This window comes from Dehalobacter sp. MCB1, from assembly GCF_003590275.1.
Lineage (GTDB): Bacteria > Bacillota > Desulfitobacteriia > Desulfitobacteriales > Syntrophobotulaceae > Dehalobacter.
In genome coordinates this window covers 49,290-62,944 of the sequence record NZ_LXPC01000006.1, presented here as the reverse complement: position 1 = coordinate 62,944, position 13,655 = coordinate 49,290, and the positions used below count along the sequence as shown (strand labels likewise).

Below are 13,655 nucleotides of genomic sequence, written 5' to 3'. Positions count from 1 at the left end.
TCATGCTAGACAAACTCACGCAGGACATTGGCGAGGCTTTGCAGTCCTTCTTCAATTTTATCGTCAGGCATATTGGAAAAATTGATCCGGAAAGTATTTTCTCTCCCACCGTTCGGGAAGAATGACCCGCCGGGTACAAACGCGACGTTCTTTTTCAGACTTTTGATCAGCACATCCCTGGCATTGATATCCGTCGGAAGCTCAATCCAGGCGAAGAGCCCTCCTTTGGGTCTGGTAAAGGTGACTCCCTCTGGGAAATGATCCTCCATTAATTTTATCGTCAGATTGCGGCGTCTTTTATAGACTTTGCGAATTTTTTCAATATGTTCATCGATATTATACAATTCAAGGTATTTGGCAATTTCTCTCTGCGCCAGCGTATTGCACTGCAGATCCGTTCCTTGTTTGACAAGGACATACTTCTCAATCACCTTCTGATTCCCGGCAACCCAGCCGATCCGATAGCCCGGGCAGAATATTTTGGAGAACGTTCCGAGGCTTAAGACACAACCGTCCTGGTCAAAAGCCTGCAGGGACGGAAGCGGTTCATCTTCAAAACGCAATTCGCCATAAGGATTGTCTTCAATGATCATAATCTGATGTTTCCTGGCCGCCTTAACCAAATGTTCCCTTCTGGAAAGACTCCAGGTCCTGCCTGTCGGGTTTTGAAAGTCGGGAATGACATAAATGAGTTTAACATTGGACGTACTATCCAGTATCCTGTCCAGTTCCGCAGGGATCATGCCCTCCTCATCCGTCGGCACCTCTTTAAACTCGCAGCCATAAGCTTTGAACGCACTGATGGCAGCAAGATACGTCGGGCTTTCGCACAGTACGATATCTCCTTCATCTAAAAAAACCTTTCCGGAAAGATCCAGGGCCTGCTGTGAACCGTGGGTCAAAAGGATATTATCCGGCTCAAATTTGGTGCCCAGCCGATTATTCATACGCGCTGCAATCCATTTCCGCAAAGGAAGATAACCTTCAGTGGTCGTATATTGCAAAGCTTCCGTCCCTTCTTCTTCCAGCACAATCCTGCTGACTTCTTTAATCTCGTCAACTGGAAACAGCTCCGGCGCCGGGAGCCCGCCCGCAAAGGAGATGATTTCCGGATTTTCCGTGACTTTTAATATCTCCCTGATTTCTGAAGCTTTCAAATGATTAATCCTTTTTGCATAGTTATATTCCATAACGTTCTCTTTTTCCTGCCTTTTTGCACAAATTCACATATCTATTAGTATCCCACATTTAAGCGGAAGATTAAAGTCCCAATATCTGCGGAGGTTTTCTTCCTAAGAGCCTTCATCCCCTTCTAAGAATCAACGCCTAAGATCAAACTGCTTTCCTGAACGTTCAGGAATGTTTTACCCCGCGATACCCCAGCTCTCTCTGTTATGTGATGACCTAAAATGATATAATTGGTTGCGAGGTGATTTGGAATGCAGATCCTAAAAAATGACTGGGACGATTTGCTTCATACGGAATTTACGAAAGAATATTATCAAAAACTTAGAAAGTTTCTGATCGACGAATACAGGACAAAAACCATTTATCCCGATAAATACGATATTTACAATGCGCTGCATTATACCGCTTACAAGGATGTAAAAGTAGTTATTCTAGGCCAGGATCCCTATCATGGCCCTCGACAAGCCCACGGTCTAAGCTTTTCTGTTCAGCCGGGTGTCCAGACCCCGCCGTCCTTGATAAATATCTTTAAAGAACTGCACGATGATTTGGGATGTTATATTCCAAACAACGGATATTTAAAGAAATGGGCCGACCAAGGCGTCCTGCTGCTGAATGCCTCGCTGACCGTCCGTTCCGGTCAGGCCAATTCCCACAGCAGCATCGGCTGGTCCCAGTTTACCGATAAAATCATTGCGCTCTTAAATGAGCAGGAAGACCCTGTTGTTTTTATCCTCTGGGGAAGAAATGCCCAGTCTAAACTGAGCATTCTCAATCCATCCAGGCATTGTATCATCAAATCTGTCCATCCCAGTCCACTGTCCGCCCATGCCGGTTTCTTCGGCAGCAGACCATTTTCCAGGGCCAATCAATTTTTGGTCTCGATTGGCAAGAAGCCAATTGACTGGCAAATAGAAAATCTGCCTGCCTCATCTACCACATTAACCGAATCGCATCGTCCGTGATTTGGACTGCACCTTCTTTGAGCAGCCTGCCTAACGCCCGCTTGAAGGCAGATTTGCTCATTTTCAGTTCCGACTTGATTTTTTCGGGAGAACTTCTGTCATTGAGCTTAAGCACACCGCCGTTTGCTTTTAACTTCTCAAAAATGACCCGGGCATCCGTCTCTATTTGCTGGGCGATCTCTTGTCTTAAACTTAATTCCAGCTTGCCATCCTGTCTTACCTTCTTGATTCGGACGTCGACCTTATCACCGATTGCGATGCTGCCATACAATTCTTTATTTGGAATCATCCCGTGATATTGATTATCCACGGCGACAAACGCGCCAAACTCAGGATTAAAGTTATAGACAGTGCCATGGGCATTGTCATTTTCTTTATAAGGAGCGTTTATTTTGAGCGAATCATATATTTTCATTGTGGCATATAATTGATGGCTGTTATTGAGCGCTAATCCCACCAGGTAAGTGCCGCCTTTTTTAACCTCACCGACTTGCTCTTTAAGCGGCAGCAATAAGTCTTTCTCCAAACCCCAGTCTAAAAAAGCGCCAAATTCTGTCGTATCGACGACAGTTAAAGCAGCCGTTTCACCAAGTACCAGCCTTGGTTTTTTTATGGAGGCCATGATCCTTTCTTTCGTATCTCTATAAACAAATACTTCGATTTTATCACCTATTCTGATATCCTTCGGAGCCAGGCTTATCGGTAATAATACACTATTTTGCGTATCGTTCTTTGCATTCAGGATATACCAATTTTGAGATGTTTTCACGACTTTTAGTTCCTGCATTTTGCCATATTCAATCATCCAAATTCCCTCTTTATTTCATACATCATATATCAGATCTTAGTATTTCCTATTATATCTTTATTTAGAAGATTGTACTACTATCGGTCATTTTTATACTAAAAATCCAGAAAATCATACGATCTTTGACTCCCTGGATCAAACGACATCCAAGTCTTGATTCGCAGTTAATTCACAAGTTCAAATTCACTATTATGCCGATTGTAGCGGAAGACCTCACCCGTTTCAATGATATAGTACCAGCCTTCAATTGTCAGCGTCTGATTCAGGACTTTTTCCCTGATAAACGGATATGTTAACAAATGTTTGAGCTGCTCCACAATGTTGATCTGTTCAGTCATCCATTCCCTTTTTGCCATTTCCGATTCCGGAATATTCATTGCTATGATCTTTTCTTTAACATTCCCTGCCAATTCCAGCCATTTTCGGGTGTGCGGAATCGATTGCATTTCTTTCTCCGAGGCATATAGCGATTTGCACCCTCCGCAATTGGAATGGCCGCAGACTACGATATGCTGAATGCCAAGAATATTGACGGCATATTCAATCGCAGAAGTCGTGGCCAAATACTCTTCTGTATTACGGTAAGGCGGTACAATGTTGGCGATATTCCGGATAACAAACAGTTCTCCGGGTAAAGTCCCGGTGATTAAATTGGGTACCAGTCTCGAATCCGAACAGCCGATGAATAACGTATGCGGGTTTTGAGAATTCCCTAATTCTTCAAAAAGCTGCCTGTGCTCCTGGAAATCCGTTTCTTTAAATTGAATAAGGCCCTGCAGTAATTTCTCCATATTTTACATCCTTGCTTCTTTTTATACCTCGATAATGTCCGTTCCTCCGCCCGTAAGACATCTGCCGCCGGCAGCACTCACCACATAGGTATCTTCCACACCTACCATGCCAATGTTAGGCAGACCCTTTTTCGGTTCGAGCGCGATGACCATATTCTCAGTGAGTTCCGCTAGAAAACCATTCGTAATTACAGGCAGCTCATCGACATGAAGTCCAACGCCGTGTCCGAGAAACTTGACTTGCCGTTCCCCATACCCCATAAAGTTCCGTCTGAAGTCTTCACTGAGCGTGCTCATTACCGATTGATAGATTTCCGACGGTATCGCCCCTGGAATCAGCTTTGCTGCCAGACGCTGCTCAATTTCCATACAGGCGCGATGCGCCTTCACAACATCGGCATCAGGCTTAGCTCCAAAAATATAGACCTGGGTTTTATCGGAATGATAGCCATTGCAGCCAAAACCGACATCGACAAAAACCAAATCCCCCTTCTTCAGCTTCCTTTCCCGGCTGCCTAACAAAGGAACGGCAGGACACATTCCATAAGCCCCACCGGGACCGTCAAAACTGGTTGGGTAAAGAGAGCTTTCGCCAAAACCGATCTGTCCGGCAACCATTTCCGTCTGAAACATGGAAAAACGGCTGACACCATGATGTCCAATTTTGATCATAGCGGCATAAAGTTCCGCTACAAAATCAGCCTCGCTCATACCTTCCCTGAGCAGCGGCGGAACAAGTTCATGCAGCAGCTTACAATGGTTTTTTCCTGCTTGTTCCACCCATTCCAGCTCGTACGGCGATTTGACCGCTCTGACCGACAGCACCGGCTTGTCTACTGAATGAATGTTTGTCATCGTGAAGTACTTCTTCAGCCGCTGCAGCATGGCGAGCGGCACAATCTCTGTTTCAAGATACGTATTCCCTAGCCCAGTTCCAATCATCCCGGCCGCATCACGGTAACTTTCCATCGGATAGATCGTTGTCAGGAGCGATTCAGCTTTGGCGCGTTCATAGCTTCGGCGAACAAAATAGCGGCGGGTCCGGTCTTTTTGAATAATAAGCATGCCGTCCTGCATTGTTCCCGTAAAATAGTACTGGTTCACTTTACCCAAAATAAGTATAGTATCCCAATCAGGACAGGTCTGATCCATAAGGCCGCATAAGTGATTCAGTCTCCGGTCAAGCTCGTTTATCATAAGTGTCATAGACAGTTCCTCCGTTAGAGAATGTTATCGCGTACTTCTCTAGAGTTTACCATACTTTGCGTTTTTTCAAAATGGTACAATTCCCTGACTTTGGAGTTTTACATTTTCTTGACAAAAAATTAATTTCAAGCTAAGATTTAAGCAATATTTAATACTGTTAAACCGCAGAATGAGAGTAGTAACATGATGTTTGCTGTTTTAAGAGAGCCGTGGCCGGTGGAAAAGCGGTAACAGCACTGATGTGAATGGACTCATGAGGGCCGTGCAGAAATTACAAGGAATGATTGATGTAAGCGTATGCAGGCCGGGAACTCCGCCCGTTATAAATGGAGCGTATGTCCATCATACGTTTTAAGCGGCGTGTAAACGCAAGTTGGGTGGTACCGCAGAGATCAAAGTCTTTGTCCGATAGTTTGGACAAGGCTTTTTTTATAGATTTTTGTTTATTCATCAAAGATTAATCAAAAAATAGTACGAATCATTTGGAAAGGAATGAAGACCATGACAAGCATACCTTACAAAATCTATTTACCTGAAGAAGAGATGCCCAAGTACTGGTATAATGTAAAAGCTGTTATGAAAGAGCTCCCGCCGCCCTTTATCCATCCAGGCACCATGAAGCCCTGCACCGCAGATGATCTTCGGCCGATCTTCTGTGACGAACTGATTGAACAGGAACTAAACAATACGGACGAATATATTGAAATTCCTGAGGAAGTTCGCGAATACTACAGGATGTACCGTCCTTCCCCGCTTGTAAGAGCCTATAATCTTGAAAAACTGCTGGGTACACCTGCCGAGATCTATTTCAAATTTGAAGGCACAAATACTTCTGGTTCCCACAAATTAAACTCCGCAGCTGCCCAGGTTTATTACGCCAAAAAACAGGGTTTGACTTCCCTGACAACGGAAACCGGTGCTGGGCAATGGGGTACGGCCTTATCGATGGCCTGTGCATTTTACAATATTCCATTAACCGTCTATATGGTAAAGGTGTCTTCAGAACAGAAGCCTTACAGGAAAGCCGTCATTGAAACTTATGGTGGAAAAGTTATTCCTTCTCCTTCCGATACGACCGAAATCGGACGGAGGATTCTGGCTGAAAACCCCGGCACCGGCGGCTCACTCGGCTGCGCGATTTCGGAAGCGATTGAAACAGCTGTCAAAACCCAAAACTGCCGTTATGTACTTGGCAGCGTACTCGACCATGTCCTGCTGCACCAGTCCGTGATCGGCGAAGAAACCAAGCTTGCTTGTGACAAGTACGGCATTGAGCCTGAAATGATCATCGGTTGTGTCGGCGGCGGATCGAACTTTGGCGGTCTGGTTGCACCCTTCATGGGTGACAAAATCCGCGGCAAGAACAATATCGAGTTTATTGGCGTTGAACCAGCTTCCTGTCCTTCTCTGACCCGCGGCAAATATGCATTTGATTTTGGGGATACCGGAAAAACAACGCCGCTGATCAAAATGTACACGCTCGGATCAGGGTTCATTCCCTCCCCGAACCACGCCGGAGGCCTCAGATATCACGGCATGAGCGGAATCATTTCCAAGCTGTACAATGACGGCTATATGACAGCCCGAGCAGTTGAACAGTCCAAAGTATTTGAAGCAGCTACAGCCTTCGCGCGCTGCGAAGGCATCCTGCCTGCTCCCGAATCCGCACACGCTTTGCGGGTTGCGATGGATGAAGCGCTCAAGTGCAAAGAAACTGGTCAAAAGAAGACCATCCTGTTCGGCCTGACCGGCACCGGATATTTTGATATGGCTGCTTATATGAGCTATAATGCCGGCACAATGACAGACTATATTCCGACCGATGATGATTTGGAAAAAGGCTTTGCTACACTGCCAACAGTGGATCTGTAGAACCACTGTTATAACAGATTTCGTAAAAAGCTGCTGATAATTTTGTCGGCAGCTTTTTACTTGACAGTCATCATAACCAAGAATTTTTCATTCCGCGGCAGGACATTTTAATTATGTGTCGAATTGTACTAGAATTGTGTATAATAATATAACTAAATGTACAGCTGAATCCAGGTTAGCCTGGAGCGGGGGAACTTTTTTTCTGGGGTGAATCGCATTTGCGTAGGGCCTATACCTTTGGTCCGAATCCGTCAACTAACCTCGTAAGCTAAGAAAGGTGAAAATTTGATGCATTTTAAGCAGATCATTTGCGTGACCTTGACCTGCCTTAAAAAAATATCATGGAAATCACCGCGCCTGCTCGGTGGTTTATTTATTACTATGATATTGATCGGGTCATTTGCCTGTTACCTTGCTGCCCCAATGAATGCCATCGCTGTCTCTGTCAACGGAAAACAACTTGGACTGGTCTTCAGCCAAAATACCGCAGATACACTTATGATGTCTGCGACCAAAGAAGAACCTTACACAGTTACTTATGCCCATGTTACCGTAAGTAATGCCGATTACCTTCGTTCTACGCTGCGGCCGAACAATATTGAAGAAAAAATTAATCAACCCTACGCTGCCTATCAGTTCACCATCAATGGTACTGTGATTGCCGTTTTACCGGATGCTGGAGATATTGATCAGGTCTTAAAAGAGTTTCAGGCCTATTACGTGAAACCCACGAAAGATAATGTTGTGATATCTGCGACGATCGCCGAAGATGTCACATCCTCCAAAACGACTACTCAACTGTCCCAAATTCAATCGCCTGAACAGGTTTTAAAATCTTTAATTGACAATCATTCCCTTACTGTCATCTGTCAGGGAACATATACGGAAACCCAGAAAATCCAATATGATACCATCACCAAGAAGGATTATTCGCTCGGCTTTGGCAAAAAAGAAGTGATTACGGCAGGAAGTGACGGATCAAAGTCCGTAACCTATTCTTATGTCCAGAGCAACGGTAAATATTTAAAAAAGCAGGTTGTGAAGGAAACAATCCTCCAGGCCGCTGTGACTAAAGTGATTGCCGAAGGACCGACTGCCAAGCCAATCCTGGTTGCTTCCAGATCCGGCAGCTATTCAAATGTCGTGGATTATGCACTGGGCTATGTCGGATGCCCATATGTTTATGGCGGAATAAGCCCCGGCGGGTTTGACTGTTCCGGATTTACCCGCTATGTATACGCTGCGGCCGGTGTCTCCCTTCCCCATTCCTCTTTCGCGCAGTATGCTTCCGGTACCCCGGTTGGTAGAAATGAGCTGCAGCCGGGAGACCTTGTCTTTTTCTCGACCTATGCCCGGGGCGCCTCACACGTCGGTATTTATATCGGCGGAGGACAATATGTGCACGCCTTTAATTATTCAGCCGGCGTCGTGGTATCCAATCTAAGCGCTCATTCTTCCAGTTATCTTGGTGCACGAAGATATTAAAGGCTTTGTATCAATGTTTTTTCTTTCAATCCAGTATATTTATACGAGTAAGCAGCAAACATATGATTATCAGATGACGTATGGATGATCCTATCGGAAAATGGAGGGAAGGAAGAATGGATACGCTTGCTTTAATCATCGCGATTATTCTCTTTATTGTTGGTATTGTTGGAACCATTCTTCCCGTTTTGCCCGGCATCATTTTGATCTACGCAGGTATGCTGGTCTATGGCTTTATGACAGGCTTCACAACGTTAAATGCCTACTTTTTTATCCTGCAGGCCCTGGTCGTAATCCTGCTGTTCTTTGTGGATTATTTTGCCTCGGCTATCGGAACGAAACGCTTCGGCGGAAGCAAGCAAGCAGCCTGGGGCGCAGTGATTGGTACTATTCTGGGTTTGATCGTTCTTGGACCGCTTGGTATTATTCTCGGTCCGTTTTTGGGGGCGATTGTAGCCGAACTGATCCGCGGTACGGAATTAAAGAAGACAATCCGAATTGGTTTAGGTACACTGCTCGGTGTCCTTGGCGGTACAGCTGTTAAGATCGGTGCTGAAATCATTATGATTATCTATTTTTTCGTGCGCATCTATTAATGACTTTGCATAAATATTCTATAGAAAGCGCATTTCCCCTTGATTTTCTGACAGAAATATTAATTTCATTGTTTCCGCAGAATGGAATTTATCCGCTGATTTTTTCTTTTAATGAAATATGATATACTGTCCAAGAAAAGAATGAGATTCCTGCAAGTATTTGCAGGCTTTATTTTTAGAAAGCGTGGCTCTGCAGCATGAATATCCTGAACCGTTTTATTCGTTATTATAAGCCTTACCGCCTGTTGTTTTATACGGATATGCTTTGTGCAGTGATTGTCTCCGTCGTCGATCTGTCCTTTCCTCAAATCCTAAATCACTTAAACAAAAATGTTTTTACTCAAGGCAGAGAGGTGATCCTGCACAGCATCGGCTTTTTCGGCGCAGCATTGCTGACACTCTACATAATCCGCTACTTTTGCCAGTATTTCATCACTTGCTGGGGCCATATCATGGGAGCCCGAATGGAAGCCGACATGCGCAGGGATTTATTCACGCAGTTTCAACGGCTGTCTTTCTCTTACTACGACCAGAACAATACCGGTGAGCTGATGTCCAGACTAGTTAACGACCTTTTTGACATTTCCGAACTGGCTCACCACGGACCCGAGAATATATTTATTTCCCTCCTGAAGATTATTGGGTCATTTGTTTTGCTGATGCTGCTGAATGTGCCAATGACTCTTATCCTGCTCGCTGTCACAGCAATTATGGTGATTTTCAGTATTCAGCGTAACCTCAAGATGAAAGCGGTCTTCTTGGATAACCGAGTCAAAATTGCCAAGGTCAACGCAAGCCTTCAGGATAGTCTGGCTGGAATCCGGGTGGTCAAGTCCTTTGCCAACGAAGAAGCAGAAAAAATGAAATTCCAGAAAAGCAACCAGGACTTTTTGGTATCCAAAGCTAGCAGTTATAAAATGATGGGAGGTTATCATGCCTGGAATTCCTTCTTTTCCGGGCTTCTTTATATCGTCGTCATTGTCTCCGGCGGTTTGTCCATTGCCAACGGATCACTAACACTAACGGAACTTGTCATTTACCTGCTTTACATCAATATCTTTGTTCAACCCCTGGAAGTCTTGATTAATTTTACCGAACAGTTTCAAAAGGGTTTTGCCGGGTTTAAACGCTTTGTGGAAATTATGGAGACAAAACCTGATATTATTGAAAAAACAAACGCCCTGCCGCTGGAAAACGTCAAAGGCGAAATAGAATTTTCCAATGTTTCTTTTCGATACAACCTGGGTGATGATGTCCTCCAGAATGTCAGCATCCGAATTTCTACCGGGAAAAAAGTTGCTCTGGTGGGTCCCTCTGGCGGTGGAAAGACAACATTATGCTCCCTGCTCCCCCGTTTTTATGACGTTACTGAAGGGACCATTACGATTGACGGCATCGATATCCGGGATATCACACTGGAATCCTTAAGAAATGTGATCGGGATCGTGCAGCAGGATGTCTATATGTTCAGCGGTACGATCAAGGAAAATATTGCCTACGGCAAAGCGAATGCCTCCGACCTGGAAATCATTGAGGCTGCCCGCAGTGCTAACATTCATGAATTCATTATGTCTTTGGAACTTGGTTATGACACGTTCGTCGGTGAACGGGGCGTCCGGCTTTCGGGAGGACAAAAACAGCGTCTGTCGATAGCTAGGGTGTTTTTGAAGAACCCGCCGATATTAATCCTAGATGAAGCGACATCGGCATTGGACAATGAAAGCGAACGCTATATCCAGGAGTCTCTGTCCAAACTATCACATAAGCGAACGACGATCATTATTGCCCATCGTCTGAGTACCATTAAAAATGCTGACGAAATCATTGTCATTACAGATGAGGGCATCCAAGAAAGAGGCACTCACCGCCAGTTGATTAATCTTGACGGGATCTATGCCCGGTATTACAACATGCAGTTTGAAGGAAACGATACACAAGAACCTTAGCCGAAGTAAAGCAGATCAACGTAAACGATTCAACGTAATTATTGTCCATAAGCACTAATGATCGGTATGTTTTGCCGAAAAATTTTTGCAGAAAAATTTAACTTAATAATATTTTTGTTATTTGACAAAAATAAATTAGGTCATAATTGCTTATGGAGGTAAAGATAAAATGGATGAAAAAAACAAGATCATCTTAGCTTCTGCCAAAAAAGACATGGAAGTCAGTGAAGAAATCGGCGATCTAAGAAGTCAATTATCCGCAATGGAAAACACTATGAATCAGTTGAAACAAGTATCATTCAGTAACTTTTCTTCTCAGGGTAGTACAGTAAATCAGAACGAAATCATTCAGCAGAGCCAGCAGGCAGCTAATCAGCTGCAGCAGCAAATTCAGGGCTTCCGTAACCAGACCCAGCAGCAGAAACAGCAGGCAGATCAACAACTGCGACAAGCTATTCAAACGGCGATGACCGCTTTGACACAGGCCAATCAGCAAATCCAGGCTCACCAGGTACTGGAACAAATGGGTCAACTTATTGATCAGACTCAGGGCCAGTTATTTCAAATGAGCCAGCAGAGTCAGCAGGGTCAACAGCAGTATGGCCAGAGTATGCAGGGCCAGAGCAGACCGAGTCATTGATCTCAATTTATCAATACCCAGTATTTGCATACTGGGTATTTTTACATATTATATCCATATATTGGTATTTTATTAAGGAGGAAGTAAGATGTTATTATTTAACAGAAATGACTCATATTCCTATCACCAAAGCATGCAGCAATCAACCTGGGATAAGTCAGTAGTTGATACTGAGATAGGGTCTGATACAGTTGGCACCGGTAACGAAGACCTTGATGAAATCATTGAAATTGCCGGTTATTCTTATGATGTGAGTCAGGATATTTTTATCTCAAATATGAAGCCCTGGCAAAGGTATATCGGTTATTGCCGGCTTTTTGATGAGGCTGCCGCGCCGCTTGGCATGATTATCGACTGTGAACCCATAACCTTTGATTACCTGAACGAAAAGTGGATGATTGGCCTTTGGAAAGGTCAATATGATTTGGTCAGCGGCGGCGAAATTGGCCTGTATAAGTCAAACGGTCTAATTTATCAGTCAGTCGACGATAAAGAGCTTCTGAATATGTCATATACCATCAAAAAGAATGGTAAAGAACTATTCTCTAGAAAAGCAAAACATTGGTGGCTGACCGGATTCAAGCTCGGAGAATTTGCTGAGCCGGAGGAGTTGACAATGGATATCTGTCTCACATTGAAAGACGTTAATATGAGGAATGCTTTTCTGGCAGGAATGCGTAAAGCCGGCTACAATGAGTACGAATTAGCTGTACAAGATAACAGCGTAAGCTTCACGTTCGATATCCCCAAGACAGCCCAGCCCTGGACACGCACGCGATTGACCGATCAGCTGATTCAGCGCAAAAATAGATTCTTATGTGAAAAATTTCATGAAATAACCGGCTCTGAGGGCACCGTTCAGGAAAAACTCAAACTACTGGAAAAACAAAACCCTGGAATGTACAAAAAAGTAAAGAAAATTGGCAAACGTATCCCTTCGCTTGAATCTTGGATGGTAATTTTGATGACGACTCTGATTATTATCCTCTTCTTAAGAGCCAGTGCAGTCAGATTACAACGTTTAAGCATTGAATCTTAAAATTCTATTATCCTAAAAATCTTATCAATTACGGACAAACCTGTTCCAGAGTTTGTCCTTTTTACATAAAATGTCATTGTCAAATATTCTAAATAATTAATCTGTTTAAGGGGCGAATCCGATGTTATTTCACAAATTCAACGGTTCCATCCGCTATTCTATTCAAACCGGAATCTTCAACCCTGAAAACATGAAGAGTCTTACGGTTCCCGCTCAAGGTACCGGTGACCCAGATTTGGATCAGGTGATTGAAAATGCCGGTTATCGTTATGATCCGGAACAGGATATTTTTTACTCGACTTTAAATCCATGGCAAAGAAATGCCGGGTATTGCCGTATTTATGATGAGGTATCCGCTCCGACAGGTATGATTATTGATTGTGAACCGGTTTATTTTGAATATGACGGCAAGAAATGGATGATTTGTTTCTGGAAAGGTCAGTACGATCTGGTAACCGGCGGAGAGATCGGGATTTATACCGGGGCATTCCATTTTACGCTTCCGGGGATTTTCAGCGGAATGTTTTATAAATCTGCAGACAATGATGAATTGCTGCCGATGTCTTTCGTGTTAAGGAAGAATGGAAGTGTGCTCTTTACCCGATCGGAAAAACACTGGTGGCTGACCGGTTTTAAACTAGGCGAATTTTCCGATCCTTCAGAATTAACAATGAATATTAACCTTACTTTTCCAAATACAGCAATGCGGGACGCTTTTTTAAATGGTTTAAGAGATGCCGGATACAATGATCAGGAATTGTATTTTTTGGGGAATAACGTATCTTTTACTTTTGACAAGTCGCATACTGCCCAGCCAAGAACGCGTAAACCTATAACAGACCGGCTCATTCAGGCTAAAAATAAATTATTGTGCGACAAATATCAGGAAATCACGGGTCCCTACAATACAATCCAGGATAAAATGAAGGCGATCGAGAACCTGGCCCCGCAGTTGTATCAAACTGTATTAAGACTTGGAAAGAGCAAGGAATTCTATAAATTGTGGCTGAAGGTTTTAATCCTGGGTTTAGTTAGTCTTTTTGGTTACAGAAGAAGCAGAGAACTTTTCCAGCATCAAAAGATCAGTGGATAGGGACAGAAGGTCCCTTTTTTTTGCCC

At 43.9% G+C, this 13,655-nt stretch carries 12 protein-coding genes and 1 riboswitch; of the genes, 8 read left to right on the top strand and 4 right to left on the bottom strand.

The features are described from left to right. Window positions 1-5: 5 nt before the first annotated feature. Window positions 6-1,190, bottom strand: a complete 1,185-nt coding sequence (locus A7K50_RS03950; protein WP_119774701.1) for a PLP-dependent aminotransferase family protein — start codon at window positions 1,188-1,190, stop codon at window positions 6-8. Between the two features lie 249 nt (window positions 1,191-1,439). Between A7K50_RS03950 and A7K50_RS03945 the strand changes: the two genes are divergently transcribed. Beyond that, the gene (locus A7K50_RS03945; RefSeq protein ID WP_119774700.1) at window positions 1,440-2,153 is read left to right on the top strand and encodes a uracil-DNA glycosylase; all 714 of its coding nucleotides are present in this window, start codon (window positions 1,440-1,442) and stop codon (window positions 2,151-2,153) included. Here A7K50_RS03945 and A7K50_RS03940 read toward each other — a convergent pair. From A7K50_RS03940 to A7K50_RS03930, 3 genes are all read right to left on the bottom strand, one after another. Beyond that, window positions 2,122-2,958 carry a S1-like domain-containing RNA-binding protein gene (locus A7K50_RS03940; protein ID WP_119774699.1) on the bottom strand — a complete coding sequence of 279 codons (837 nt, stop codon included), beginning with the start codon at window positions 2,956-2,958 and terminating at the stop codon, window positions 2,122-2,124. The two genes, A7K50_RS03945 and A7K50_RS03940, sit on opposite strands and share 32 nt — an antisense overlap. A 167-nt stretch (window positions 2,959-3,125) precedes the next feature. After that, complete coding sequence (locus A7K50_RS03935) at window positions 3,126-3,752, bottom strand: carbonic anhydrase (RefSeq protein ID WP_119774698.1); 627 nt, start codon at window positions 3,750-3,752, stop codon at window positions 3,126-3,128. 21 nt (window positions 3,753-3,773) lie between these two features. After that, window positions 3,774-4,958 (bottom strand): Xaa-Pro peptidase family protein, encoded by a 1,185-nt coding sequence (locus tag A7K50_RS03930; RefSeq protein WP_119774697.1) that lies wholly within the window; start codon window positions 4,956-4,958, stop codon window positions 3,774-3,776. 501 nt (window positions 4,959-5,459) lie between these two features. On the opposite strand from A7K50_RS03930, the gene A7K50_RS03925 reads away from it, so the two are divergent. From A7K50_RS03925 to A7K50_RS03895, 7 genes are all read left to right on the top strand, one after another. Further along, window positions 5,460-6,830: a TrpB-like pyridoxal phosphate-dependent enzyme gene (locus tag A7K50_RS03925; RefSeq protein WP_119774696.1), complete on the top strand. Its 1,371-nt coding sequence runs from the start codon at window positions 5,460-5,462 to the stop codon at window positions 6,828-6,830. Window positions 6,831-6,982: 152 nt separating this feature from the next. Next, window positions 6,983-7,115, top strand: a riboswitch (cyclic di-AMP (ydaO/yuaA leader). Window positions 7,116-7,118: 3 nt separating this feature from the next. Beyond that, complete coding sequence (locus A7K50_RS03920; RefSeq protein WP_119774695.1) at window positions 7,119-8,315, top strand: NlpC/P60 family protein; 1,197 nt, start codon at window positions 7,119-7,121, stop codon at window positions 8,313-8,315. A 116-nt stretch (window positions 8,316-8,431) separates the two neighbouring features. Further along, window positions 8,432-8,911 (top strand): DUF456 domain-containing protein, encoded by a 480-nt coding sequence (locus A7K50_RS03915; RefSeq protein WP_119774694.1) that lies wholly within the window; start codon window positions 8,432-8,434, stop codon window positions 8,909-8,911. Window positions 8,912-9,108: 197 nt separating this feature from the next. Beyond that, entirely contained in the window at window positions 9,109-10,857 is a 1,749-nt protein-coding gene (locus A7K50_RS03910) for an ABC transporter ATP-binding protein (protein ID WP_119774693.1), read from the top strand. Window positions 10,858-11,026: 169 nt separating this feature from the next. Then, window positions 11,027-11,497 carry a hypothetical protein gene (locus tag A7K50_RS03905; protein WP_020492724.1) on the top strand — a complete coding sequence of 157 codons (471 nt, stop codon included), beginning with the start codon at window positions 11,027-11,029 and terminating at the stop codon, window positions 11,495-11,497. An 88-nt stretch (window positions 11,498-11,585) separates the two neighbouring features. Then, on the top strand, window positions 11,586-12,536 hold the full coding sequence (locus A7K50_RS03900; protein ID WP_119774692.1) for a DUF4474 domain-containing protein: 951 nt from the start codon (window positions 11,586-11,588) through the stop codon (window positions 12,534-12,536). Window positions 12,537-12,657: 121 nt separating this feature from the next. Then, window positions 12,658-13,629, top strand: a complete 972-nt coding sequence (locus A7K50_RS03895; RefSeq protein WP_119774691.1) for a DUF4474 domain-containing protein — start codon at window positions 12,658-12,660, stop codon at window positions 13,627-13,629. Window positions 13,630-13,655 lie beyond the last annotated feature (26 nt).